Raw genomic sequence first — 24,021 nt, 5'->3', positions numbered from 1 at the left:
GCGGCAGTACCGCCCGGGCCGCCGGTCCCGGGGCGTTCGGTAGGCTTGACGATGTGATCGACGTCAACGACCTTCGCCAGCATCCCGAGCAGTACCGAGCCTCGCAGCGCGCCCGCCGGGCGGACGAGTCGATCGTCGACGCCGTGCTGGCCGCGGACACCCGCCGCCGCGAGGCCGTGACGTCCTCCGAGAACCTCCGGGCCGAGCAGAACGCCTTCGGCAAGCGCGTGGCCCGGGCGTCCGGCGAGGAGAAGCAGGCCCTCCTCGCCGAGGTCAGGGACCTGGCCGCCGCCGTGAAGACGGCGGCCGCGGACGCCGAGGAGGCCTCGGCGGAGCAGGACGCCCTGCTGCGTGCGCTGCCGAACCTGATCCAGGACGGCGCCCCCGAGGGGCTGGAGAAGGACTTCGTGGTGGTGAAGACCGTCGGTACCCCGCGTGATTTCGCCGCCGAGGGGTTCGAGCCGCGCGATCACCTGGAGCTCGGCGAGCTCATCGGTGCCATCGACATGGAACGCGGGGCGAAGGTCTCCGGCTCGCGCTTCTACTTCCTGAAGGGTGTGGGCGCGCGGCTCGAGCTGGCCCTGCTCCGCATGGCGCTCGACCAGGCGATCGAGGCCGGCTTCACGCCGATGATCCCCCCCACGCTCGTGCGCCCCGAGATCATGCAGGGCACCGGTTTCGACGTGGCGCACGACGCCGAGATCTACCGTCTCGCCGAGGACGACCTGTATCTCGTGGGAACCTCGGAGGTGGCGCTGGCCGGGTACCACTCCGACGAGATCATCGATCTCACCGCGGGCCCCGTCCGGTACGCGGGCTGGTCCTCCTGCTATCGCCGGGAGGCCGGATCCCACGGCAAGGACACCCGCGGGATCATCCGGGTGCACCAGTTCAACAAGGTGGAGATGTTCACCTACACCACGGTGGAGGACGCTGCGGCGGAGCACGAGCGCATGCTCGCCTGGGAGGAGGAGATGCTCGCCAAGGTGGAGCTCCCCTACCGCGTGATCGACACGGCCGCCGGCGACCTCGGGATGTCCGCGGCCCGGAAGTTCGACTGCGAGGCGTGGGTCCCCACCCAGGGCGACTACCGCGAGCTCACGTCCACCTCGAACTGCACCACGTTCCAGGCCCGGCGCCTGAACATCCGGGAACGCCAGGACGGCGAGGGCAGGAAGGGCAAGCGGGCCGTGGCCACGCTCAACGGGACGCTCGCGACGACGCGCTGGATCGTGGCGATACTGGAGCACCACCAGAACCCCGACGGCTCGATCACGGTGCCCGCCGCACTGCGCCCGTACCTGAACGGACTGGAAATCCTCCCGGTCCTCTGAGCCGCCCGCCCCGGGCGTCGGTGGTGTCTGGTTCACTGGAGTATGACCACTTTGACCAGTGCTGGCAACGACGACCAGCGGGAGACCACCCGTAGGCACCTCGTCGCCCTGGATGTCGACGGCACGCTCGTGGACCACGCCGGATCGATGACGGACGAGGTGCGCGCCGCGGCCCGCGCCGTCGTCGAGGCGGGGCACGACGTCATCATCGCCACCGGACGCTCCCTCGGAGCCACCCTCCCGGTGATCCGCCTGCTCGGCATCACACGGGGATTCGCCGTGTGCTCCAACGGCGGCGTCACGCTGCGGCTCGACGCCGGACTCCCCGGCGGGTTCGAGGTCCTCGAGCGCATCACCTTCGACCCGAAGCCCGCGCTGACGGCCCTGCGCGAGAGGCTGCCCACCGCCAAGTACGCCCTCGAGGACGACCGCGGCAGATTCCTCGCCACCGAGAGTTTCCAGGACGACAGCTTCGGCGCGGAGACCCGGAGCGTCGGCTTCGACGAGATGATCACGAGCCGGGCAGTGCGCGTGGTGGTCTTCAGCACCGATTCCTCGGCCGAGGACTTCGGTGACGCCGTCGCCTCGATCGGGCTGCACGGCGTCACCTACTCCGTGGGCTGGACGGCGTGGCTGGACATCGCGGCCTCCGGTGTCACGAAGGCCAGTGCCCTCGAGGTGCTCCGCCAGCGCCTCGGCACGCACCCCGACAACACCGTCGCCGTGGGCGACGGGCGCAACGACGTCGAGATGCTCCAGTGGGCGGGCCGCGGTGTCGCCATGGGCCAGGCCCCCGAGGAGGTGCGCGCGATCGCGTCCGAGGTGACCGGCACCGTGTACGACGACGGCGCCGCCAAGGTGCTGCGCTCCCTGGTCTGATGGTCGTCGCGGCATACGATCCGGAGCGGACTGCAGAGCACACTCCGGCACCGGTGACTGCGCCGGTCCCTGCACCGGTCCCTGTGACCGGGGCGCCCGGGCCGAGGCGCGTCGTCGTCGCCCCCGACAAGTTCAGGGGATCGCTGTCCGCGCCCGAGGTGGCCCATCACCTGGCGAACGGACTGCGGAGGCGGATCCCGGACCTCGACGTGGTCGAGGTCCCGGTGGCCGACGGCGGCGAGGGCACCCTGGAGGCGGCGTTCGCCGCCGGATACGAGCAGCACCGGTTCGAGGTCCCCGGGCCGACGGGGGATCCGGTGCGGGCGGCGCTCGGGATCCGGGGGACGCGGGCCGTCGTCGAACTGGCCGCCGCTTCCGGCCTCGCCCTCCTCCCCGGTGGCACGCCCCGCCCGCTCGATGCGACCAGCGAGGGCACCGGAGCGCTGATCCGCCACGCGCTCGACGCCGGGTGCACGCGGATCGTGCTGGGCGTCGGTGGCAGCGCCTGCACGGACGGCGGTGCGGGGCTGCTGCGGGGACTGGGGGCCCGCCTGCTCGACGCCGACGGCGGGGAGCTCGCCCCGGGAGGAGCAGCCCTGCGCGCTCTGACCCGGATCGACCTGACCGGCCTCGACGCCCGGCTGGGCACCGCGACGGTCGTCCTCGCCAGCGACGTGGACAACGCGCTCCTCGGCCTGGGCGGAGCCGCGGCGGTCTTCGGGCCGCAGAAGGGCGCGACGCCGGAGGACGTCCTGGCCCTGGACGCGGGCCTCACGCAGTTCGTCGCCGTCCTCGGGGCCGCGCTCGGGCCGCGTGCAGCCGACCTCTCCCGCGCCCCGGGCGCCGGTGCCGCCGGGGGGACCGGGTACGCGGCGCTGGCGGTGCTCGGCGCCGTCCGCCGCCCCGGGGTGGACGTGGTCCTGGAGTTCGTCGGTCTCGCAGGCAGGCTCGACGGCGCCGAGCTCGTCATCACGGGTGAGGGGAGCCTCGACGCGCAGAGCCTGTCCGGCAAGACGCCCGTCGGCGTGGCCCGGCTCGCCGCCGCCCACGGCTGCCCCGTCGTGGCGGTGTGCGGCAGGAACGAGCTCACGCCCGCCGAGCAGCGCGGGGCCGGGTTCTCCCGCGTGCTCGCCCTCACGGAGCTCGAACCCGATCTGCGGCGGTGCATGACCGACGCCGCCGTTCTGCTGGAGGAGGCCGGGGAGCTGTTCCTGTAGGCGCGTCGCCGAACAATTTCGTTCGTCAAGCTCGTAGTCGGTGCCGGCCTCGTGTCGCTCTTACGGAATCCTTGTCTCGACCTAGGATCGAGGCATGCCACTCAATAGGGTCGAGATCGACGGGGTACCCGTTTTCTGGGTCGAGGGTCCCCCTCCCCTGAGTGCCGAACTCGTATTTCGTGTTGGAGTTCGAGACGAGTCCCTAATGACCTCGGGCATCACCCATCTCGCCGAACATGTCGTGATGAGCGGTGTACCGTCACCCCGGCACGATCACAATGCGACGGTTGAGCTGAGTTTCATGTCGTTCGAAGCCACCGGCCGCCCCGAGCAGGTGGTCGCGTTCCTCAACGACGTCTGTGCACACATTTGCGTTCCCGATTTCGGCTCCTTGGAAGTCGAGAGAAAGGTTCTAGCTGCGGAAGCCTCATCTGTTGTAGGACCAGCAGTTGCAGAGCACCTCCTACGCAGGTACGGCCTCTCCTCGTTAGGGCTTGCAGGGGTCGATCAGCCGGCACTCACCAGCATCAGTCAGGACGCCGTTGAAGAAGTCATCAGGAACTTTCTCACGAGTGGTAATGCGGCGCTGGCGTTGACGGGCCCTCCTCCTCCGGGCCTGTCCCTCGTTCTTCCTCCCGGTGAAGCCCGGCACCCTTCTGTTGCCGTTCCGACCAGAGGCCTTCCGATGCCGCTCTGGTTCGAGCTGGGCGGGCCTCCCCTCGCGTTGTCGTTCGAGTACGAGTCCGGGTCGGAATCGGCGAGAACGAGCGCCTCCGCGATGGCGCAGATCGTCTGTCAGCGAGCCCTGGCTGATCTGAGGAAGCAGCGTGGGTTGATCTACGACATCGAGTTCGACCTTTTCGAGGGTGGCGGACATCAGAGCATCGTGTGCTTCACCGCCGATCCACGGAGGGAGAATGCCGACCTGGTGTGCAGCGAGCTTCGGCAGATACTGCAAGAGCTGGCGTCGAATGGGCCTGACGAGTTGGAGTTGCAGCAGCTGACGGACGACATCGCAGGCTTCGTAGCGGATCCTCGCTCAGCAGTTGTCGCCGCCACGGATGCCGCCCGACGTCACCTGGTGGGGGAGCAGATCATCAGTCCGGAACAGATGGTCACCGAGACCGCGGCAGTGACGTCGCAGACGGTGAAGGATGTGCTGTCCCTTCGATTCGACCCTCAGCTCGTAGGTATGCCCGAGGGAACAGGTACGTCGGATCCCACCCTGAACAGTTTCGGCACCGGCGCCCACGAACCGGTATCCGGACGTGCCTTCAAGCGCAGCCTCCGTGGGTCCTTCCAAGGAGTCCCGTCGAAGGCTCGCCTCGTGATCGGCGATGATGGCGTAAGCCTGGTGGACCGTGTGGTGACCACGATCCGGTGGGAAGACGTTCGCGGACTCGAATACACGTCCTACGGAATCGCACTTCACGGGGTCGATGCCGCGTCTGTGGAACTTCAACGATCCTGGTTCGCAAAGGGGCATGAGGCGTTTGCCCTCATCGAAAGCCGCGTCGATCCTTCCCTCACCTATCGGGCGAATGTCGGCTGACCGGGCGCTGCCTCACCCCGATAGGTGAATCCGTCGGAGGGCCTGAGCGAGCAAGGCCCTTCTTCACGGTGTAGTGGAACGATGAGATAGACGTTCTCGTTGGGTTGACGGCTATGTCGTATTTCACCGTCTGCTCAGGAACCCCGTCCCCTGCCACCGCCCGTTCTCCTCAGTGCAGCTGGCGGCCGACCTGCCGGCGTAGATGTCATCGCCGCTTCATCTCTTTATGATCCGGCTACCCCAGGCACGTACTCTTCCCAGGGCGGTACCGTCCGAGCACCAGATACCCGAAAGGCGCCATGACAGTCGAGCTCGACTCCATCAAAGCGGAAGTCCTCCGCCGGAACCCCGGTGAGGCAGAATTCCACCAGGCCGTCGACGAGGTCTTCGCGTCGCTCGGCCCCGTCCTGAAGAAGCACGCGAAGTTCGAGGCCGCGGCGGTCCTGGAGCGGCTCTGCGAGCCGGAGCGGCAGATCATCTTCCGCGTGCCGTGGGTGGACGACTCCGGACAGGTGCGCATCAACAGGGGCTTCCGCGTCGAGTTCAACTCCGCGCTCGGCCCCTTCAAGGGCGGCCTGCGGTTCCACCCGTCCGTCAACCTGGGGATCGTCAAGTTCCTCGGCTTCGAGCAGATCTTCAAGAATGCGCTGACCGGCATGCCGATCGGTGGCGGCAAGGGCGGCTCGGACTTCGATCCCCGCGGGCGCAGCGAGGGCGAGGTGATGCGCTTCTGCCAGTCCTTCATGACGGAGCTGTACCGGCACCTGGGCGAGTACACGGACGTCCCGGCCGGTGACATGGGCGTCGGCACGCGCGAGATCGGCTATCTCTTCGGCCAGTACAAGCGCATCACCAACCGGTACGAGTCCGGCGTCCTCACCGGCAAGGGGATGGGCTGGGGAGGCTCCCTGGTCCGCCCCGAGGCCACCGGCTTCGGCACCGTCCTCTTCGCGAACGAGATGCTCGCCACGCGGAACCAGAGCCTCGACGGGCAGCGCGTCCTGGTCTCGGGCTCCGGCAACGTGGCCATGTACGCGATCGAGAAGGCACAGGCACTCGGTGCCACGGTGCTCACCTGCTCGGACTCGTCCGGCTACGTGGTGGACGAGCGCGGGATCGACGTCGAGCTGCTGAAGCAGATCAAGGAGACCGAGCGCGGCAGGGTCAGCGAGTACGCCGAGCGGAGCGGCGCCGTCTTCGTGGACAGCGGCTCCGTCTGGGACGTGCCCGCCACGGTGGCGCTGCCGTGCGCCACGCAGAACGAACTGGACGAAGCGGCGGCCAAGCGGCTGGTCGAGTCCGGGGTGGTGGCCGTCGCCGAGGGCGCCAACATGCCCACGACGCGCGCCGCGGTGTCCCTCTTCCACGAGGCGGGGATCCTCTTCGGCCCGGGCAAGGCGGCCAACGCGGGGGGCGTGGCCACCTCCGCGCTGGAGATGCAGCAGAACGCCAGCCGCGACGCGTGGACCTTCGACCACACGGAGAGGCGCCTCGAGGAGATCATGGTGGGCATCCACGAGCGCTGTGCGGCGACGGCCGACGAGTACGGGGCACCGGGGAACTACGTGACCGGCGCGAACATCGCCGGCTTCCTGAAGGTGGCCGACGCCATGCTCGCACTGGGCGTCATCTAGGCGTCGTCCGGCCGTCGTCCGGCCGTCGTCCGGCCGTCGTCCGGCGGTCCTGGAGGCGCGGACCCGCACGGGTCGCGCCACCACCGCCGTCCGCCGGAGCGCTGCCGGGGCGCTGCCGGGCCCCGTGTGGTTCTCAGGGGACCGGGTCCGCGAGCGCGGCCGGCTTGTGGGCGAGGTCCAGCAGGCGGGCCGCGGCCGGGCGCGTGGCCCACTCCTCCGTCCAGTGGGAGCGGACGACGGCGCGGCTCACGGCCTGGGCGGTGACGCCGAGTTCCTCGGCCACGTACTTCTGCTGGCCCCGGGCCCCCGGGGTCAGCAGATCCAGGACGGCCCACTCCGCGTCCGTGCGGGTGTGGACGATCCGCCCGAGGAGGCGCAGCACGGCCTCGGCCTCCGCCGCGATCTCCGCGTCGGGGCCCTCGACGGCGAGCGGGATCCGCTCCCCGGTCCTCCGCGCGCGGTCCACGGCCCTCCGGGCGAGGACCAGACCGTACCCCTGTGCGTGCACGATCCGCTCGGGTACCGGCGGGGTGAGCCCCCCGACGCCGATCCCCACGTACCACCGGCGGGACCGCAGGGCCCGCAGCGCCGCGTCCACCGCCGTCGTCGCGGTGTCCACCACCCCCTGCACCTCGTCACCGACGGACCGCTGGAAAGGGACCAGCGTGGGGAGGTACCGCAGGGTCCCCAGGAGCTCGTCGACGAGATCTCCCACCTCGCGGGAGTCGCGCTGGTTGATGGTCAGGACGAAGTGCATGGCCTCAGGACGTCCGGGTGCAGGAGCGGCCCGCTCTCCGGGTCAGCGGCCCTCGGGGGAGTCGGTGGCGTTCTCCGCCTCGACGTCGATGTCGCGGCCCTGCGGCTGGTCCTCCGCGCTGCCTTCCCCGAGCGCCCGGAAGCGCTCGAGCGAGGCCTCGACCTCCGCCTCGGCCTCCGCGCGGCCGGCCCAGTCGGCGGCCTCCACCCACTTGCCGGGCTCGAGGTCCTTGTACCGCTCGAAGAAGTGCTTGATCTCGTCGAGCAGGAAGACGGGGACGTCGGAGAGCTCCTGGATGTGCTCGAACCGGGGATCGACCGGCACGCAGAGGATCTTCGCGTCCCCGCCGCCGTCGTCGGTCATGTTGAAGACACCGACGGGCCGGGACTCCACGAGGACCCCCGGGATCAGGTCGAAGTCCTGCAGCATCACGAGCGCGTCCAGCGGATCGCCGTCCTCCCCGAGCGTGTTCTCGAAGTAGCCGTAGTGCGTGGGGTACTGCATGGAGGTGAACAGGACACGGTCGAGGCGCAGTCGGTGTGTCTCGTGGTCGATCTCGTACTTCACGCGCGAACCCTTGGGGATCTCGATGGTGACGTCGAGCTTCATGGCAACTCCTGGGAATGGGTCGGTGCTGGGCCGCGGCCGCGCCCTGCCGGTCTACTGTTTACTCGTCGGTTCCCAACATATCGGTCGCCCGCCCCTACCAGGGCATCCGACCGTCGAGCCGGCCCTGATCGACCCTGCGACGTGGAAGGACACGATGACGCGCCTGCTCCGCCTGCTGACGGGTCTCCTGGCGGTCCTGGTGCTGGTGGTGGGAGTCCGGGTGACCCTCGAGCCGACGTCGCGCGGGCCGGTGGCACCGTCCGCCGTGACTCCGACGCAGCAGCTCCTGCCGTCCGCGGTCCCGCCGCCGGAGGTCCTGGCGCCGCTGTCCCCGTCAGCCCCCGCTCCCGACCCGGCGGTGCTCGGCCCCCGGCTCGACGCCGCCCTCCGGTTCCAGGGCCCGGGGACGTTCGCGGGGACCGTGGTCGATGCGAGCGACGGCACCGTGCTCTTCTCCCGGGACGCAGCCCGCCTGCAGGCGCCCGCCTCGAACATCAAACTGTTCACGGCCGTCGCGGCCATGACCTACGCCGAGCCCGGGGAGCGCCTCACGACGTCGGTCCTCGCCTCCACCGACCGGCCCGGTGCGCTCTACCTGCACGGTGGCGGCGACGTCCTCCTCGGTGCCGGGCCCTCCGATCCCGACGCGGTGGTGGGGCAGGCCGGGCTGGGCACCCTCGCGGCCGGGACGGCGGAGGCCCTCGACCCCGGGGCCGGGCCCTACACGGTGTATCTCGACGACAGCCTGTTCACCGGCCCCGCGCTGAACCCCACCTGGGCCCGGGGAGACATCGACGCGGGGCAGATCGCGCCGGTGCATGCCCTCGCCGTCAACTCCGCCTGGCCGGGGGAGGGGCGGACCAGCGGACCGCGCTCGCAGGACGCGGCCCTCGACGCGGCCCGCACGTTCGCCGCCGCACTCTCCGCAGCGGCGGCCGAGCGCGGCGTCACCGTCGGCCCAGGCGTGGAACGGGCGAGTGCGCCCGGTGGCGCCCGGGTCGTCGCCGCGGTGGAGTCGGCACCCCTGGAGGACCAGGTGCGGCGCATGCTGGAGGTCTCCGACAACTACCTGGCCGAGGCCCTGGCGCGCGGCGCCGCGCTGAGGAGCGGCAGGCCGGCGTCGTCCGACGGCGCCACCCGGACCCTCGCCGCCGCCGCCGAGCGCCTCGGTGTACCCGGCGAGGGACTGGTCCTCGGGGACGCGGCGGGACTGTCGGTCCGCAACGCCGTCTCCCCCGTCCAGCTGGCCGTCCTGCTCCGCGCCACGACCACCTCGGGCGTCCCGGGTCTCGTGGCGGTGGCCCGCTCGCTGCCCGTCGCAGGGGCCACGGGGACCCTGTCGGGGCGGTTCGAGGACGGCGGATCAGCCGCGGGTGCCGGAGTGGTGCGGGCCAAGACCGGCACGCTCAACGCCGTCACGGCGCTCTCGGGGCACGTGGTGACGGTGGACGGCCGGCTGCTCGTGTTCTCCTTCCTCGCGACGGGGCTCGACGGCAACACGGCCCGGGCGCGGGCCGCCGCGGACGGCGCCGCGGCCACCCTGGCCTCGTGCGGCTGCCGGTGACCGTCCCCGCCGGCCGGAGGCTGCCGATGGATCCGGCGTGTCCGCGGGATGTGATCGAATAGGCGCATGTCCCGGAACGAGTCAGCGCCACCCCGCCCGCAGCTGGTCAACTGGGAGATCGCTGCCTCCACGGCGGCGTCCCTGACACCGGCCGGACCGACCATGAAGCCGGCCGAGATAGCGCGCGCCGTGGAGAACATCCGCCGCCTGGCCGACGACTCCGTGGCCCACGTCCACGCCATCTCGCGGCTCGACGCCGCGCGGGACCTCCGTGACTCCGAGCTCCTGGTGATCGACCGCGCCTCGTGGTCCAGGGCCAACGCCCAGAGCTTCCGGACGCTCCTCGAGCCCGCCCTGGACCAGCTCGCGGCCGCGCGGCCCGAGGTGATGCGCTCGGCGTCGCTGGCCCTGGGCGGGACCCTCACCGGCGTGCAGCTCGGCACCATCCTCGCCTTCCTCTCCAGCAAGGTGCTGGGACAGTACGACCCGTTCGTCCCCTCCCGGCACGGACAGGGCGGCAGGCTCATGCTCGTCGCCCCCAACATGATCGCCGTGGAGCGCGAACTGAACGTGGACCCCTCCGACTTCCGGCTCTGGGTGTGCCTCCACGAACAGACCCACCGCGTGCAGTTCGCCGCCGCGCCCTGGCTGCGGGACCACATGACCAGCCACATCGGCGAGCTGACCTCCGGTCTGATGGACAAGGCCGACTCCCTGTCCGAGCGCCTCGGAGCAGCGGTCAGGAATCTCGCATCGACGGCGCCGCGCTCCCCGGACGCAGCGGTGGAGACCCGGGAGCAGCCCCGTGACGGCGGCGTGCTGTCGATGCTCCAGGGCCCCGAGGACAAGGCCCGGCTCTCCCACCTGACCGCCGTCATGAGCCTGCTCGAGGGTCACGCGAACGTGGTGATGGACGGCGTGGACGGGAGCATCGTCCCCTCCGTCAAGACCATCCGCCGGCGGTTCAACGCCCGCGGCACCTCCCGCGGGCCCCTCGAGAAGCTCATCCGGCAGCTCATGGGCCTGGACGCCAAGATGCGCCAGTACAGCGACGGCTCGAAGTTCGTCCGCCGTGTGGTGGGCCAGACCGGCATGGACGGCTTCAACGCGGTCTGGGAATCGGCCGCACACCTGCCCACCGAGCAGGAGATCCACGCACCCGACGAGTGGATCGACAGGATGAGCCTGCGCCGCCATGGCTAGACGCCCCCGGCTGCTGCCCGCGGTGGGCACCGCGCGCAATCTGCTCGGTGCGAGCCTCGAGGGGATCCTCGCGGAGCCGGGCGCGGACGATCCCGCAGGGTTGCCGCTCGTCCTCGTGGCCTGCAGCGGCGGAACCGATTCGCTGGCTCTCGCGGCGGTCGCCGCTCACCTTGTCCACACCGGCCGCGCCCGGGTCGGGGCCGTCGTCGTCGACCACGGGCTGCAGCCCGACAGCCACGCGATCGCCGACCGTGCCGCCGGCGCGGCGCGGGGCCTGGGCCTCGTTCCCGTCCACGTGCACCGCGTCGCGGTCCACAGCGAGGGCATGGGGCCGGAGGCCGCCGCCCGCAGCGCGCGGTACGCGGCGCTCGACGACGCCGCGGCCACGCTGGGGGCCTCTGCGGTCCTGCTCGGCCACACGCTCGACGACCAGGCGGAGCAGGTGCTGCTGGGCCTGGCCAGGGGCTCGGGCACGCGGTCCCTCGCCGGCATGCCGGCTCGCCGCGGTCCCTACCTCCGCCCCTTCCTCGAGCTGCGCCGCGCGGACACCGAGGCCATCTGCGGCTTCTACGGCCTCGAGCCATGGCACGACCCGACCAATCTCGATCCGGCGTTCGCCCGGTCACGGGTCCGCGCCGAGGTGCTGCCGTTCCTCGAGGACCGGCTCGGCCCGGGCATCGCGCAGGCGCTGGCACGTTCGGCGCGGATCCTCGGACAGGACGCCGATCACCTCTCCGATCTCAGCCGGCGGGCGTACTCGGGGATGCGGACGGAGGGCGACGACGGCGAGGTGCTGCTCCCGGAGGAGGATCTGCGCGCCCTCCCGGCGGCACTGCGGCAGCGGGTGCTGGCCCTGGCTGCCCTCGAGCTCGGCGCCTTCCAGCCGAGCGCCGAACGGCTCCGCGCGGCGGAGTCGCTGCTGGAGCGCAAGGGGTCCGCCGGGCCCGTGCAGCTCGGGGGCGGGGTGAGCGTCCACCGCCAGGTCCGGGGGCGCTCGGTTCTCCGGGGGGAACCAAGCTATGGCAATCTTGTCCTTGGCAGCAACGGTGCCGGCGTGAAGAAGTCGCGCCGTCCAACCCAGGAGTAATCGGTGGATTCCAACGACGTCCGGTCAGATCTCAAGCACGTCCTCTACACCAGGGAAGAGATCCAGCAGCGGATCACCGAACTCGCGGCGCAGATCGACGCCGACTACCAGGGCCGGGACATCCTCCTGGTGGGTGTGCTCAAGGGCGCGGTGATGGTCATGGCCGATCTGGCCCGCGCACTGCACTCCCACGTCACCATGGACTGGATGGCGGTCTCGTCCTACGGATCCGGGACGCAGTCCTCCGGCGTCGTCAGGATCCTCAAGGACCTGGAGACGGACCTCATGGGCAAGCACGTCCTGATCGCCGAGGACATCATCGACTCCGGGCTCACGCTCTCCTGGCTGAAGGCCAATCTGCTCTCGCGCGGACCGGCCTCGGTGGAGATCTGCACCCTGCTGCGCAAGCCCGACGCCGCGAAGGTGGAGATCGACGTCAAGTACGTCGGGTACGAGATCCCCAGTGAGTTCGTGGTGGGCTACGGCCTCGATTTCGCCGAGAAGTACCGCAATCTCGACTTCATCGGCACGCTGGCCCCGCACATCTACGAGTAGGCCCCCGCCGCCCGTCGGCAGTACGCCCAGAGGGAACTATTGGCGCCGGTCATGCGTGGTGCAGCACGGACGGTGTATATCTTGGGAAGCCTGCCGGGCGGCTCCGGCAGCGCGCCCGCACATTTTTACTTGCACCAGCAGGAGGGACAGGGCTTGCTGCCCTGAGACGAATGAAATTCAAGAACATCTTCAAGGGGCCGATCTTCTGGATCGTCCTCGCGGTCGTGGCTCTGCTGCTGGTCCTGCCGACACTCTTCGGATCGGGTAGCTCCCGCGTGGACACGAACGTGGGGCTCCGACTCCTCGAGGACGGCCAAGTGGCGCAGGCCAAGATCTACGACGGCGAGCAGCGCGTGGACCTGACCCTGCGCGAGGACTACGAGGACATGGGCAAGAGCGTCCAGTTCTTCTACAGCACCGCCCGCGCCGAGAGCGTCGTCGACGCCATCAACACCTCGGGCGCGGACGGCTTCACCGACCAGCCCGCGGAGAGCAACTGGTTCCTGAGCCTGGCCGGCCTGATCTTCCCCATCCTGATCCTCGGTGTCATCTTCTGGTTCCTGCTCAGCCGCATGCAGGGCGGCGGCTCGAAGGTCATGCAGTTCGGCAAGTCGAAGGCGAAGCTGATCTCCAAGGACATGCCGCAGGTGACCTTCAGCGACGTCGCCGGATCGGACGAGGCGGTCGAGGAACTCCTCGAGATCAAGGACTTCCTCCAGGAGCCCGCCAAGTTCCAGGCCCTCGGCGCCAAGATCCCCAAGGGCGTGCTCCTGTACGGCCCGCCCGGCACGGGCAAGACGCTCCTCGCCCGTGCGGTGGCCGGCGAGGCCGGAGTGCCCTTCTACTCCATCTCCGGCTCCGACTTCGTGGAGATGTTCGTCGGCGTGGGCGCCTCCCGCGTCAGGGATCTCTTCGAGCAGGCCAAGAACAACTCACCGGCCATCATCTTCGTGGACGAGATCGACGCCGTCGGACGCCACCGCGGCGCGGGGGTGGGCGGCGGCAACGACGAGCGCGAGCAGACGCTGAACCAGCTCCTGGTGGAGATGGACGGCTTCGACGCCACCACCAACGTGATCCTCATCGCGGCGACCAACCGCCCCGACGTGCTGGACCCCGCGCTGCTGCGGCCCGGCCGGTTCGACCGCCAGATCGGCGTCGAGGCCCCCGACATGAAGGGCCGCGCCCAGATCCTCTCGGTGCACGCCAAGGGCAAGCCGATGGCGGCCGGGGTGGACCTGAAGGCCGTGGCCAAGAAGACGCCGGGCTTCACCGGAGCCGATCTCGCCAATGTCCTCAACGAGGCCGCCCTGCTCACGGCGCGCTCCAACGCGCAGCTGGTCGACGACCGCGCCCTCGACGAGGCGATCGACCGCGTGATCGCCGGGCCGCAGAAGCGCTCCCGCGTGATGAAGGAACTCGAGCGCAAGATCACCGCCTACCACGAGGGCGGTCACGCCCTGGTGGCGGCGGCGCTGCGCAACACGGACCCGGTGACCAAGGTGACCATCCTGCCGCGCGGTCGCGCCCTCGGGTACACCATGGTCATGCCCAGCGACGACAAGTACTCCGTGAGCCGGAACGAACTGCTCGACCAGCTCGCCTACGCCATGGGCGGGCGCGTGGCGGAGGAGATCGTGTTCCACGACCCCTCGACGGGAGCCTCGAACGACATCGAGAAGGCCACGGGCACCGCGCGCAAGATGGTCACGCAGTACGGCATGAGCGAGCGCATCGGCGCGGTGAAGCTGGGGCAGGGGGCGGGCGAGCCCTTCCTCGGCCGCGACATGGGCAGCGACCGCGACTACTCCGACCAGATAGCCCTCGTGGTCGACGAGGAGGTGCGCCGCCTGATCGACAACGCGCACGACGAGGCGTACCAGATCCTCACGGAGAACCGCGACGTCCTGGACCGCCTCGCCCTCGAGCTGCTGGAGCGCGAGACCCTCAACCAGGCCGAGATCGCCGAGGTCTTCTCGGACGTGCGCAAGCGGAGCCTGCGCGAGGTGTGGCTGTCCAAGGGAACGCGCCCCGTCCACTCCCTCCCGCCGGTCACCTCCCGCAAGGAGCGGGCCGAGGCGCTCGAGAGCGGTCAGCCCGCACCGGGTACAGTGGCGCCACAGGACCAGCTCGCCGCCGCCAACATCCCCGGCGACTTCGACGTGCACGACTCGGACCTGCCGTCGACCGGATCGGACAACAGCGCCGAGCGCCCGGACGGCTAGCGATCGACCCCAGGGTGGGTGCCCGGCAGCGGTCCACGAAGGAAGGACACCCATGACAGCGTTCGACGACGACATGATGGATGCGCAGTTGCAGGCCGTCGCCCAGCCCGTGGACCAGGAGCGTATCCGCCGGGCGGTGAGGGAGATCCTCGTGGCCATCGGGGAGGACCCCGACCGGGACGGGCTGCTCGAGACCCCTGCCCGCGTGGCGAAGGCCTACGCCGAGATCTTCGCCGGGCTCCACCAGGACGCCGGCGACATCCTGGCGACCTCGTTCGACCTGGACCACCAGGAGCTCGTCCTGGTCAAGGACATCCCGTTCTACTCGACCTGCGAGCACCACCTCGTGCCCTTCCACGGCACGGCCCACCTCGGCTACATCCCGTCGGAGGAGGGCCGTGTCACGGGGCTGAGCAAGCTCGCGCGGCTCGTCGAGGTGTTCGCCCGGCGCCCGCAGGTCCAGGAACGGCTCACCACGCAGATCGTCGATGCGATGATGGAACACCTCACGCCCAAGGGAGCGATCGTCGTCGTGGAGTGCGAACACCTGTGCATGTCCATGCGCGGCGTCCGCAAGCCCGGCGCGAAGACCGTCACCTCCGCCGTCCGGGGCCAGATCCGCGACACGGCGACCCGCGCCGAGGCGATGAGCCTCATCCTCGGAAGATAGGACACCTGAGCACATGGATTCTCTCGCCGCAGCACCCGGCACCGGGCCGGCGACCTCGCCGCTGCCGGTCATCCGGGCCGTCCGCGCCGCCAGGACGGTCGCCGACCTGCCCACGGACCGCGCCCTGGTCCTCGGGATCCTCAACGTCACGCCGGACTCCTTCAGCGACGGCGGCAGCTACGCCACCACCGACGACGCCGTCGCCCACGGTCTGCGCCTGTTCTACGGTGGGGCCGACATCATCGACGTCGGCGGCGAGTCGACCCGCCCCCAGGCCCGCGAGGTACCGGTCGAGGAGGAGCTGGCGCGCGTGCTGCCCGTGGTCCGTGCCCTCGCGAAGGCCGGCGCGCTGGTCAGCATCGACACCCGGCACGCGGAGACGGCACGGCAGGCCCTCGACGCCGGCGCCGGGATCGTCAACGACGTCTCCGGCACGGAGTACGACCCGGACATGCCGGCCCTCGTGGCCGAGCGCGGGGTGCCGTACGTCCTGACGCACCGCAGGGGTACTGCAGCGACCATGGACGGCCTGGCCGAGTACGGGGACGTGGTGGCGGAGGTCGCCGCGGAGCTCACCGGATTGCGCGACCGCTTCGTCGCGGCCGGCGTCGACCCCGACCGGATCATCCTGGATCCGGGGATCGGCTTCGCCAAGACCGACGAGCACAACTGGGCCATCCTCAGGAATCTCGACGTCTTCCTGGGTCTGGGGCACCGCCTCCTCGTCGGCGCCTCCCGCAAACGCTTCCTCGGCACCCTCCTGACGAGCGCCGGGAAGACGGCGGCCCCGGCGGAGCGCGACCACGCCTCCCTGGCCGTCGCGACCCTCGCCGCAAGCGCCGGGGCATGGGGTGTGCGGGTGCACGACCCCGCCGCCACACTCGACGCCGTGAAGGTCGCGGCCGCCGTGGGCCCCCGGTGAGCGGCCGGGCCGTCACCGGTACGCCCGGCTCGCCGTCGGGCCGGCTCGACTCGGTGACCCTGCGGGGCATCACGGCCACGGGTCATCACGGCGTGTTCGACCACGAGCGCCGCGACGGCCAGCCGTTCGTGGTCGACCTCGTGCTCCACCTCGACCTGCAGCCCGCCGGCACCGGCGACGACCTCGCCCGGACCGCCCACTACGGCGAGGTGGCCGACCACGTCCACGCCATCATCGGCGGGGAGCCCTTCGAGCTGATCGAGGCCCTCGCGGAGACCATCGCCGCCGCCGTCCTCGGCACCTACCCCGTCGCCGCCGTCGACGTCACCGTGCACAAGCCCCAGGCGCCCATCACGGTGCCGTTCGACGACGTGGCCGTGACCCTGCGCAGGAGCCGGGCATGAGCGGGACCGTACGCTCCGTCCTGGCCCTCGGCAGCAATCTCGGGGCCAGCAGGGACACCCTGGTCGGCGCCGTCGCGGACCTCGCGGACCACGACGACGTGCGCCTCCACGCGCTCTCGCCCGTCGTGCGGACCCGGTCGGTGGGCGGACCCGAGCAGCCCGACTACCTGAACATGGTGCTCGAGGTGGAGACCTCCCTCGCCCCGCTCGAGCTGCTGGCGCACTGCCAGGGCGTCGAGGAGAAGTACCAGCGCACGCGGTCCGTCCGCTGGGGGCCGCGGACCCTCGACGTCGACATCATCACCTACGGGTCCCTGACCTCGGACGACCCGACGCTCACGCTTCCCCACCCGCGGGCCGCCTCCCGGGCCTTCGTCCTGCAGCCCTGGGCGTGGATGGACCCCGCTGCACGCCTCGACGGGCGCCTGGTCGGCGAGCTCGCCGCCGAGGCCCCCGATCTCCCGGGCCTCGCGCCCTTCGAGGAGGACTAGGACGCGGTGAGTCCCCTTCGCTTCCGCTGGCTGGCCCTCGTGGGCCTGGTGTCCGGGCTGCTGGGCTGGCTGGCCAACTGGCTGACCACCCGCAACGGCTACGGCACGCCCACCCTGCCCCTGACCTCCCTCGTCACCACCGCCGTGATCATCGGCATCACCCTGGTGTTCGGCCGCCGCGTGCTGCGGTGGACGAACGGCCGCCGGGACCGCCCGCTCGATCCGATCCTGGCCACGCGCACGCTCGTCCTGGCGCAGGCCTGCGCGTATGCCGGGGCGGTGAGTCTGGGCTGGCACGCGGGCATCTTCGTGGACCAGGTGGCCCTCCTGGCCGTGCGCTCCGGCACGGCGCCGCTCTGGGGCTCGGTTGCGCTGATGGTGGGCGGCATGGTCATGATTGTGGTGGGACTGGTCGTCGAGAACTTCTGCAGGCTCCCGCCCGACGACGACGCCACAGGAACCCCGGAGCGTGAGGAGGGGGAGTATGCGTAGCGAACCGATCGACCCCTCCGGGCTCGAGTGGTCCAGGGTGTCCCCCAGATACCTGCGGGTCAGGATCCTCGGCTGGCTGCTGGGATCGCTCGTCTGGCTGGTCATCGCGAGCGTCCCCCTGGTCCTGCGCCTGACCGGCGTCTGGGACTCCTTCCCGCCCGGGTGGGTCGTCTGGGCGCTGCCCGCCCTCGTCCTCGTGGGCGCCGTCTGGCGGGGACTGCTGCTCCCGCGCCAGGTCGCGGCGATCGGCTACGCCGAGCGCGACGACGATCTCCTGGTCCGCCAGGGCGTCTTCTTCCAGCGCACCATGGTGGTGCCGTACGGCCGCATGCAGTACGTGGACATCGCCGTCGGGCCCCTCCAGCGGGCCTTCGGGATCTGCACGCTCAAGCTGCACACCGCGTCCCCGGCCACGAACGCCCTGATCCCGGGCCTCCCCACCGAGGAGGGCACGAGGCTGCGTGAGCAGCTGTCGGCGCGGGGAGAATCCCGGCTGGCCGGGCTGTGACGACAGCCCCAGGGACCGGCGGCGAGCATCCGGGCGTCGCGCCGCACGCAGCGGTCGGGGAGAAGGACGCGGACGCCGGCGTCCCCTGGCAGCGCGTGCACTTCATCTCGCCGCTCGTGCGCGGGTGGATCGCCCTCGTGGCCATCCTCTACTTCGTCGGCCGCGACTGGTTCGAGGGTCTCTTCGACGCCGGGTCGGGGGCGCGCGGGCCGCTGCCCGAGGGCGTCGGGCTCCTGCTCGCCGGCGGCGTGCTCCTCGGCGTCGTCCTGCTCATCGCCGCGGGCTTCTTCGTCGCCTGGTACTTCACCCGCTACCAGGTCACCGCCGAGCACGTACGGGTGCACTCCGGTGTCATCTTCCGCCAGCAGCGGCAGGCGAGGCTCGACAGGGTCCAGGCCATCGACATCGTCCAGCCGCTCCTGGCCCGGATCTTCGGGCTCGCGGAGCTGAAGTTCGAGGTGGCGGACGCCGGGGAGTCGGCAGTACGGCTCGCGTTCCTCAAGCTCGACGACGCCAGGAGGCTGCGCGCCACCATCCTGGCCAGGGCGGCGGGCGTGGAGACCGACCCGGAGCACCCGGAGGACATCGTCGAGGCACCCGAGCGCGAGGTCGTGGCACTCAGTCCCGGCCGCGTCATCGGGGCGGCCGTCCTCTCCGGCGCCACGGTGGTGCTCCTCGTGGCCGCGGTCGCCGTGTTCGTGCTCGGCGTCGTCCTGGGGACCGCGATCGTGGCCACGTCCTTCATCCCCATCCTCATCGGGGTGGGCGGCGCCTACTGGTCGGCCCTGGGCACGGGCTACAACTTCCGCGCCGCGACCTCGCCGGACGGCATCAGGATGCGCTACGGCCTGCTCGACACGCGCGCGCAGACCGTACCGCCTGGGCGGGTGCAGGCGCTGTCGATCGTGCAGTCGCCGCTGTGGCGGCTCAAGGGCTGGTACCGCGTGAGCGTCAATGTGGCCGGCTACGGTGCTGCGGCGTCGGGAGAGGACCAGGCCCGAGCCACGCTGCTGCCCGTCGGCACGCGCGAGGAGGTGCTGCAGATCCTCGCCCTGGTGCTGCCCGATCCCGGGACGGAGCGCCCGGTCGAGCTGTTCTCCGCCGGGATGACGGGCCGGGACGACGGCGAGGGTTTCGTCACCACTCCGCGCAGGGCACGCTGGCTGGCACCCCTGGCCTGGCGGCGCAACGGCTTCGCGGTGACCTCCACGGCCCTCCTGATGCGCTCCGGGGTGCTGTGGCGCCAGCTCGTCGTCGTGCCGCACGAGCGCACCCAGTCCCTGTCGATCGAGCAGGGGCCGCTGGACCGGCGCTTCCGGGTCTCCACCCTGCAGTTCCAGACCACACCGGGGCCGGTCAGCCCACGGGTGCACCAGACGGACTCCGACGTCGCCTGGGACCTGTTCCACGGCCAGGCGGCCCGCGCCGCGGAGGCACGACGCCGCGGCGCACCCGAGCAGTGGATGAAACCGATCCTCGTGCGGGAGCCGGCAGCGCCCGGAACTGCTCCGGTGCCGGCCGGACCCACGGACGTCACCCCGACCACGGACGTCACCCCGACCACGGACGCCCTGCCGACCAGGGACGTCACCCCGACCACGGACGTCACCCCGACCACGGGTGAGCAGCCGGTGCCGCCGGGTACGCGCGAGGTCATGCCCGAGGTGCCGAGCTACGTCCCCGCCCCGCCCGCCGGAGGACCCGCCGATGACCCCCGGTGACGCGTCCCGGCGTCCCGGGCGGCTCGGCGTGGGCGTCATCGGGGCGGGCAGGGTCGGCGCTGTCCTGGGGGCCGCCCTCAGGGCCGCGGGCCATGCCGTCATCGGTGTCTCCGCCGTCTCCGCGGCGAGTCTCGAGCGCGCCGAGAACCTCCTGCCCGGGGTACCGGTGCTCGAGCCCCCGGAGATCATCGAACGCGCCGAACTGGTGCTCCTGGCCGTCCCCGACGACGCCCTGCCAGGACTGGTGGAGGGGCTGGCGCGGCTGGGATCCTGGCAGGCGGGGCAGCTCGTGGTGCACACCTCCGGGCGCTACGGCATCGGGGTGCTCGGCCCGGCCCGTGCCGCCGGCGCCATCCCGCTGGCCATCCACCCCGTGATGACCTTCACCGGGATGAGCCTGGATCTCGGTCGTCTCCCCGACAGCATGTTCGGCGTCACCGCGCCGTCGGCCGTGCTGCCGATCGCCCAGGCGCTGGTGGTCGAGATGGGGGCCGAGCCGGTGGTGATCGAGGAGGGGTCCAGGCCGCTGTACCACGCGGCCCTGGCCCACGCCTCCAACCACCTCGTCACCATCGCGGCCCAGTCCGCGCAACTGCTCGCCGATCTCGGCGTCGAGCATCCGGACCGCATGCTGGGGCCGCTCATGAAGGCCTCCCTCGAGAACGCGCTCGCCTCGGGCGAGGGCGCCCTGACCGGTCCGGTGGCGCGGGGCGACGCCGGTACGGTCGTGGCCCACCGTGAGGCCCTCGGCGGGCACGACGCCCCCGATACGCGGCAGGCGTACCTCGGCATGGCGCGGGCCACCGCCGAACGGGCCCTCGGGCGCGGTGTCCTCTCCCCGGCGCAGGGCGAGGCCATCCTGGCGGCACTCGCCGACCCACCCGGTACCGGCGGGCCCGGACAGGCCACGGACACGCGTCCCGGACCGCCGTCCTGAGCCCCCAGCTCCCCACCGTTCCTGCGGCCGCGCCACCGGGGCGTCGTCCGTGCCCGTCGAATGCTCCGAAGGACCCTCCCGTGACCGAGACCGGCACCACCCAGTCCACCCCGCTCCTCGCCTCCACCGCCGGCGAGCTCCGCGAGGCCACCTCCGCCCTCCTGGAGGACGTGGGAGGGCGGGGCAGGAGGGCCTCCCTCGGCCTGGTCCCCACGATGGGCGGCCTGCACGCCGGCCACGCGGCCCTGGCCGACACGGCCCGCCGGGCCGACGACGTCGTGGTCGCCTCGATCTTCGTGAACCCGCTGCAGTTCGGCGACCGCGCGGACCTGGAGCGCTACCCCCGCACGCTCGACGCCGATCTGCGCCTGCTCGGGGAGAGCGGGGTGGACGTGGTCTTCGCCCCGGCCCTGGAGGAGATGTATCCCGGAGGTGAACCCCTGGTCCGCGTGAATGCCGGGGCGATGGGGGAGGTGCTCGAGGGGGCTGCCCGGCCGGGCCATTTCGACGGCATGCTCACCGTGGTGGCCAAGCTCCTCAATCTCGCGCGGCCCGCCACCGCGGACTACCGGGCCTACTTCGGGCAGAAGGACGCCCAGCAGCTGGCCCTGATCCGGCGCATGGTGCTCGACCTGAACATCCCCGCGGACATCGAGGGTGTCCCGATCGTGCGTGACACCGATGGCCTGGCCCTGTCCAGCCGCAACCGGTTCCTCTCCGCGGCCGACCGCACGGCCGCCCTCGTGCTGCCCCGGGTGCTGCACGAGCTGCGCGAGCGGAGCCTGGACGGGCTCCCGCTAGACCTCGCGGCCGGGCGGAGCCGCATCGACGCCGTGGACGGCGTGGAGCTGGACTACCTCGACGTCGTCGATCCGCTCTCCTTCGACGCCGTCGGGCACGGAGCCGGTGGCACCGCGCCGGCGCTCGCCGTCGTCGCGGCACGGGTGGGCGCGGTCCGGCTCATCGACAACATCGCGCTGTCCGGACCGGCATGACGACCCCGCACGGGGCGGCGGGCCCGGACGGGGTCGTAAACTTGTCTTCCGTGACCAGTGACGAGACCCTGCCCGTGGACGACCTCAACGAACAGATGCGCTTCCGGCGGCAGAAGCGCGAGGCCCTGCTCCACTCCGGGACGGAGCCCTACCCGGTGAAGCCGGCCCGGACGCACTCCCTCGCCGAGGTGCGCGAGCAGTTCGCCCCCCTGGAGCCGGGGGAATCGAGCGGGCAGCAGGCGGCCGTCGTCGGGCGGGTGGTCTTCATCCGCAATTCGGGCAAGCTGTGTTTCGCGACGCTCCAGGAGGGGGACGGCACGAGGCTGCAGGTGATGCTCAGCCTCGCCGAGGTGGGCGGCGACAGCCTCGCGGACTGGAAGTCCCTCGTCGATCTCGGGGACCACGTCTCGGTCCACGGCGAGGTGATCAGCTCCCGGCGAGGCGAGCTCTCCGTCATGGCCCACACCTGGGCCATGGCGTCGAAGGCCCTGCGCCCCCTGCCCACCCTCCACGCCGGCGTCAACGAGGAGACCCGCGTGCGCCAGCGCTACGTGGACCTCATGGTGCGCGAGGAGGCCCGGCAGATGGTGCGCACGCGTGCGGCGATCACGCGGACACTGCGCGAGACGCTCCACCGGCGCGACTACATCGAGGTGGAGACCCCGGTGCTCCAGCTCGTCCACGGCGGCGCGACCGCCCGGCCCTTCGAGACGCACCTCAATGCGTTCGACCAGAAGATGACACTGCGCATCGCCCTCGAGCTGTACCTCAAACGCGCGGTCGTGGGCGGGGTGGACCGCGTCTACGAGATCGGCCGGATCTTCCGCAACGAGGGTGTCGATTCCACGCACAGCCCGGAGTTCACCATGCTCGAGAGCTACGAGGCGTACGCGGACCAGTTCGTCATGGCGGAGCGGATGCAGGAGATGATCCTCGCGTGCGCCGACATGCTGGGCTCGCGCACCCTCGAGACCGCGCAGGGCACCATCGAGCTCGACGGCGAGTGGGCCTGGCTCGGCGTCTACCCCGGCCTCTCGGCGGTGGTGGACCACCGGGTCACCCCGGAGACGGGTGCGGCGGAGCTGCGCCCGATCGCCGAACGCCACGGTGTCGCGCTCGACCCGTCCTGGGACGCCGAGAAGATCGTGCTCGAACTGTTCTCGGAGCTCGTCGAGCCCACCCTCATCCAGCCCACCTTCGTGTACGACTACCCGCCGTCGGCGCAGCCGCTCGCCCGGCCGCACCGAGACGACCCGCGGCTCATCGAGGCCTGGGACCTCGTCATCGGGGGTATGGAGCGCGGTACGGCGTTCTCCGAACTCATCGACCCCGTGATCCAGCGGGAGCGGCTCACACTGCAGTCCCGCCGGTCCGCGGCGGGCGACGACGAGGCAATGCAACTCGACGAGGATTTCCTCCGCGCGCTCGAATACGGTGCACCCCCCATGGGCGGAATCGGCCTCGGGATAGACCGCCTGGTGATGCTTTTCACGGACGTCGGAATTCGGGAATCGATTCTCTTCCCCATTCTCCGGCCGGAGACGGGTCAGTAGACGTGGAATATCTCGCCGTCCTCCTCCCGTCGCTCGTCCTGGGCGTGATCTTCTACTTCGTCATCAAGGCGATCTTCAATGTGGATCGTTCCGAACGGGAGGCCATGGCGCAGGCCGAGAGGCTGCAGGACGAACAGGACGCCCGGGACCGTGCTGCAGGACGGGACAATAACGATGACGAAATTTACCCGCATTAGAATGCCCGTCTTTGACCTGGATGAATAAGTACTTCATACTCTTTTACGGGGGTACTGTTATTCGGGAATCAATAGGAGAGCACAATGGCGCAGAAGACGAAGATCATTCTCATCGATGACCTCGACCAGGGGGATGCCGACGAAACCGTGCGGTTCGGTCTCGACGGCGTGCAGTACGAGATAGATCTCTCGGAGAAGCATGCCTCCGAACTGAGGAATGCACTCTCGGATTACGTCGGCGCCGCCCGTCGCAGCAGCCAGGGCAAGCAGCAGCGGTCCGGCACGTCCTCCCCCTCGCGCAACCAGGAAGCGGCGCAGATCCGGGAATGGGCCAAGGACAACGGCTACACCGTCTCCTCCCGCGGCCGCGTCAACAGCGAGATCGTCGAGGCGTACCGCGCGGCGCAGCGCTGACACCCGGCGCCGGGGCCTCGGAGGCTCCGGCGTTTTCTCGCCTGTGGCGAACACGTCCCCACAGCGCACTCCGTGCCCGTAGCATCGAATTACACGTTAGC

At 70.9% G+C, this 24,021-nt stretch carries 24 protein-coding genes; 22 read left to right on the top strand and 2 right to left on the bottom strand.

What is annotated here, in order from left to right; all coding sequences use genetic code 11:
- The first annotated feature begins 53 nt into the window (after positions 1-53).
- From serS to gdhA, 5 genes are all read left to right on the top strand, one after another.
- Positions 54-1,334 carry a serine--tRNA ligase gene (gene serS / locus Q0747_RS03925; RefSeq protein WP_298251953.1) on the top strand — a complete coding sequence of 427 codons (1,281 nt, stop codon included), beginning with the start codon at positions 54-56 and terminating at the stop codon, positions 1,332-1,334.
- A gap of 42 nt (positions 1,335-1,376) precedes the next feature.
- Positions 1,377-2,213, top strand: a complete 837-nt coding sequence (locus Q0747_RS03920; protein WP_298251952.1) for an HAD family hydrolase — start codon at positions 1,377-1,379, stop codon at positions 2,211-2,213.
- Positions 2,214-2,296: 83 nt separating this feature from the next.
- Positions 2,297-3,430, top strand: coding sequence for a glycerate kinase (locus tag Q0747_RS03915; protein WP_298251951.1), 1,134 nt, complete (start codon positions 2,297-2,299; stop codon positions 3,428-3,430).
- Between the two features lie 205 nt (positions 3,431-3,635).
- Complete coding sequence (locus Q0747_RS03910) at positions 3,636-4,982, top strand: insulinase family protein (RefSeq protein ID WP_298251950.1); 1,347 nt, start codon at positions 3,636-3,638, stop codon at positions 4,980-4,982.
- A gap of 299 nt (positions 4,983-5,281) precedes the next feature.
- The gene (gdhA, locus tag Q0747_RS03905) at positions 5,282-6,616 is read left to right on the top strand and encodes an NADP-specific glutamate dehydrogenase (RefSeq protein ID WP_298251949.1); all 1,335 of its coding nucleotides are present in this window, start codon (positions 5,282-5,284) and stop codon (positions 6,614-6,616) included.
- A 133-nt stretch (positions 6,617-6,749) separates the two neighbouring features.
- Here gdhA and Q0747_RS03900 read toward each other — a convergent pair whose 3' ends face one another.
- Together Q0747_RS03900 and Q0747_RS03895 are read right to left on the bottom strand one after the other, a co-directional pair.
- Entirely contained in the window at positions 6,750-7,373 is a 624-nt protein-coding gene (locus Q0747_RS03900) for a hypothetical protein (protein ID WP_298251948.1), read from the bottom strand.
- Between the two features lie 42 nt (positions 7,374-7,415).
- A complete protein-coding gene (locus tag Q0747_RS03895) occupies positions 7,416-7,982 on the bottom strand; it encodes an inorganic diphosphatase (RefSeq protein ID WP_298251947.1) in 567 nt (188 codons plus the stop codon).
- Between the two features lie 154 nt (positions 7,983-8,136).
- Between Q0747_RS03895 and dacB the strand changes: the two genes are divergently transcribed.
- From dacB to Q0747_RS03810, 17 genes are all read left to right on the top strand, one after another.
- Positions 8,137-9,546 carry a D-alanyl-D-alanine carboxypeptidase/D-alanyl-D-alanine-endopeptidase gene (gene dacB / locus Q0747_RS03890; protein WP_298251946.1) on the top strand — a complete coding sequence of 470 codons (1,410 nt, stop codon included), beginning with the start codon at positions 8,137-8,139 and terminating at the stop codon, positions 9,544-9,546.
- Positions 9,547-9,612: 66 nt separating this feature from the next.
- A complete protein-coding gene (locus tag Q0747_RS03885; RefSeq protein WP_298251945.1) occupies positions 9,613-10,749 on the top strand; it encodes a zinc-dependent metalloprotease in 1,137 nt (378 codons plus the stop codon).
- Positions 10,742-11,836 (top strand): tRNA lysidine(34) synthetase TilS, encoded by a 1,095-nt coding sequence (gene tilS, locus Q0747_RS03880; protein WP_298251944.1) that lies wholly within the window; start codon positions 10,742-10,744, stop codon positions 11,834-11,836. Before Q0747_RS03885 ends, tilS begins: the two co-directional genes overlap by 8 nt.
- 3 nt (positions 11,837-11,839) lie before the next feature.
- The gene (gene hpt / locus Q0747_RS03875; RefSeq protein ID WP_148599932.1) at positions 11,840-12,391 is read left to right on the top strand and encodes a hypoxanthine phosphoribosyltransferase; all 552 of its coding nucleotides are present in this window, start codon (positions 11,840-11,842) and stop codon (positions 12,389-12,391) included.
- Positions 12,392-12,561: 170 nt separating this feature from the next.
- The gene (gene ftsH, locus Q0747_RS03870) at positions 12,562-14,616 is read left to right on the top strand and encodes an ATP-dependent zinc metalloprotease FtsH (protein WP_298251943.1); all 2,055 of its coding nucleotides are present in this window, start codon (positions 12,562-12,564) and stop codon (positions 14,614-14,616) included.
- A 52-nt stretch (positions 14,617-14,668) separates the two neighbouring features.
- On the top strand, positions 14,669-15,286 hold the full coding sequence (folE, locus tag Q0747_RS03865; RefSeq protein ID WP_298251942.1) for a GTP cyclohydrolase I FolE: 618 nt from the start codon (positions 14,669-14,671) through the stop codon (positions 15,284-15,286).
- 13 nt (positions 15,287-15,299) lie between these two features.
- Entirely contained in the window at positions 15,300-16,208 is a 909-nt protein-coding gene (folP, locus tag Q0747_RS03860) for a dihydropteroate synthase (RefSeq protein ID WP_298251941.1), read from the top strand.
- Complete coding sequence (folB, locus tag Q0747_RS03855; protein WP_298251940.1) at positions 16,205-16,612, top strand: dihydroneopterin aldolase; 408 nt, start codon at positions 16,205-16,207, stop codon at positions 16,610-16,612. Before folP ends, folB begins: the two co-directional genes overlap by 4 nt.
- Positions 16,609-17,103 (top strand): 2-amino-4-hydroxy-6-hydroxymethyldihydropteridine diphosphokinase, encoded by a 495-nt coding sequence (folK, locus tag Q0747_RS03850; protein WP_298251939.1) that lies wholly within the window; start codon positions 16,609-16,611, stop codon positions 17,101-17,103. Before folB ends, folK begins: the two co-directional genes overlap by 4 nt.
- A 6-nt stretch (positions 17,104-17,109) precedes the next feature.
- The gene (locus Q0747_RS03845) at positions 17,110-17,595 is read left to right on the top strand and encodes a DUF3180 domain-containing protein (protein ID WP_298251938.1); all 486 of its coding nucleotides are present in this window, start codon (positions 17,110-17,112) and stop codon (positions 17,593-17,595) included.
- A complete protein-coding gene (locus Q0747_RS03840; RefSeq protein WP_298251937.1) occupies positions 17,588-18,103 on the top strand; it encodes a PH domain-containing protein in 516 nt (171 codons plus the stop codon). Before Q0747_RS03845 ends, Q0747_RS03840 begins: the two co-directional genes overlap by 8 nt.
- Positions 18,100-19,824: a PH domain-containing protein gene (locus tag Q0747_RS03835; RefSeq protein ID WP_298251936.1), complete on the top strand. Its 1,725-nt coding sequence runs from the start codon at positions 18,100-18,102 to the stop codon at positions 19,822-19,824. Before Q0747_RS03840 ends, Q0747_RS03835 begins: the two co-directional genes overlap by 4 nt.
- Entirely contained in the window at positions 19,811-20,761 is a 951-nt protein-coding gene (locus Q0747_RS03830) for a Rossmann-like and DUF2520 domain-containing protein (protein WP_298251935.1), read from the top strand. Before Q0747_RS03835 ends, Q0747_RS03830 begins: the two co-directional genes overlap by 14 nt.
- An 80-nt stretch (positions 20,762-20,841) precedes the next feature.
- Positions 20,842-21,756: a pantoate--beta-alanine ligase gene (gene panC, locus Q0747_RS03825; protein WP_298251934.1), complete on the top strand. Its 915-nt coding sequence runs from the start codon at positions 20,842-20,844 to the stop codon at positions 21,754-21,756.
- A 50-nt stretch (positions 21,757-21,806) separates the two neighbouring features.
- Positions 21,807-23,309, top strand: coding sequence for a lysine--tRNA ligase (lysS, locus tag Q0747_RS03820; RefSeq protein WP_298251933.1), 1,503 nt, complete (start codon positions 21,807-21,809; stop codon positions 23,307-23,309).
- Positions 23,310-23,311: 2 nt separating this feature from the next.
- A complete protein-coding gene (locus Q0747_RS03815; protein ID WP_298251932.1) occupies positions 23,312-23,506 on the top strand; it encodes a hypothetical protein in 195 nt (64 codons plus the stop codon).
- An 84-nt stretch (positions 23,507-23,590) separates the two neighbouring features.
- Entirely contained in the window at positions 23,591-23,920 is a 330-nt protein-coding gene (locus Q0747_RS03810) for an Lsr2 family protein (RefSeq protein WP_298251931.1), read from the top strand.
- The last annotated feature ends 101 nt before the right edge of the window (positions 23,921-24,021 follow it).

It is taken from the genome of uncultured Arthrobacter sp. (assembly GCF_947493765.1).
GTDB lineage: Bacteria > Actinomycetota > Actinomycetes > Actinomycetales > Micrococcaceae > Arthrobacter_D.
Note: the sequence above shows the minus strand (reverse complement) of the source record. Positions and strands in the feature narration are given on the sequence as shown.

Bases quoted from the DNA above. Each gene is read 5' to 3' on its own strand.
- Q0747_RS03920 (WP_298251952.1), top strand. From the start codon at position 1,377: ATGACCACTTTGACCAGTGCTGGCAACGACGACCAGCGGGAGACCACC.
- tilS (WP_298251944.1), top strand. From the start codon at position 10,742: ATGGCTAGACGCCCCCGGCTGCTGCCCGCGGTGGGCACCGCGCGCAAT.
- Q0747_RS03895 (WP_298251947.1), bottom strand. From the start codon at position 7,982: ATGAAGCTCGACGTCACCATCGAGATCCCCAAGGGTTCGCGCGTGAAG.
- dacB (WP_298251946.1), top strand. From the start codon at position 8,137: ATGACGCGCCTGCTCCGCCTGCTGACGGGTCTCCTGGCGGTCCTGGTG.
- folE (WP_298251942.1), top strand. From the start codon at position 14,669: ATGACAGCGTTCGACGACGACATGATGGATGCGCAGTTGCAGGCCGTC.
- Q0747_RS03810 (WP_298251931.1), top strand. From the start codon at position 23,591: ATGGCGCAGAAGACGAAGATCATTCTCATCGATGACCTCGACCAGGGG.
- Q0747_RS03840 (WP_298251937.1), top strand. From the start codon at position 17,588: ATGCGTAGCGAACCGATCGACCCCTCCGGGCTCGAGTGGTCCAGGGTG.
- ftsH (WP_298251943.1), top strand. From the start codon at position 12,562: ATGAAATTCAAGAACATCTTCAAGGGGCCGATCTTCTGGATCGTCCTC.
- folP (WP_298251941.1), top strand. From the start codon at position 15,300: ATGGATTCTCTCGCCGCAGCACCCGGCACCGGGCCGGCGACCTCGCCG.
- Q0747_RS03885 (WP_298251945.1), top strand. From the start codon at position 9,613: ATGTCCCGGAACGAGTCAGCGCCACCCCGCCCGCAGCTGGTCAACTGG.
- Q0747_RS03910 (WP_298251950.1), top strand. From the start codon at position 3,636: ATGACCTCGGGCATCACCCATCTCGCCGAACATGTCGTGATGAGCGGT.
- gdhA (WP_298251949.1), top strand. From the start codon at position 5,282: ATGACAGTCGAGCTCGACTCCATCAAAGCGGAAGTCCTCCGCCGGAAC.
- Q0747_RS03830 (WP_298251935.1), top strand. From the start codon at position 19,811: ATGACCCCCGGTGACGCGTCCCGGCGTCCCGGGCGGCTCGGCGTGGGC.
- folK (WP_298251939.1), top strand. From the start codon at position 16,609: ATGAGCGGGACCGTACGCTCCGTCCTGGCCCTCGGCAGCAATCTCGGG.
- Q0747_RS03900 (WP_298251948.1), bottom strand. From the start codon at position 7,373: ATGCACTTCGTCCTGACCATCAACCAGCGCGACTCCCGCGAGGTGGGA.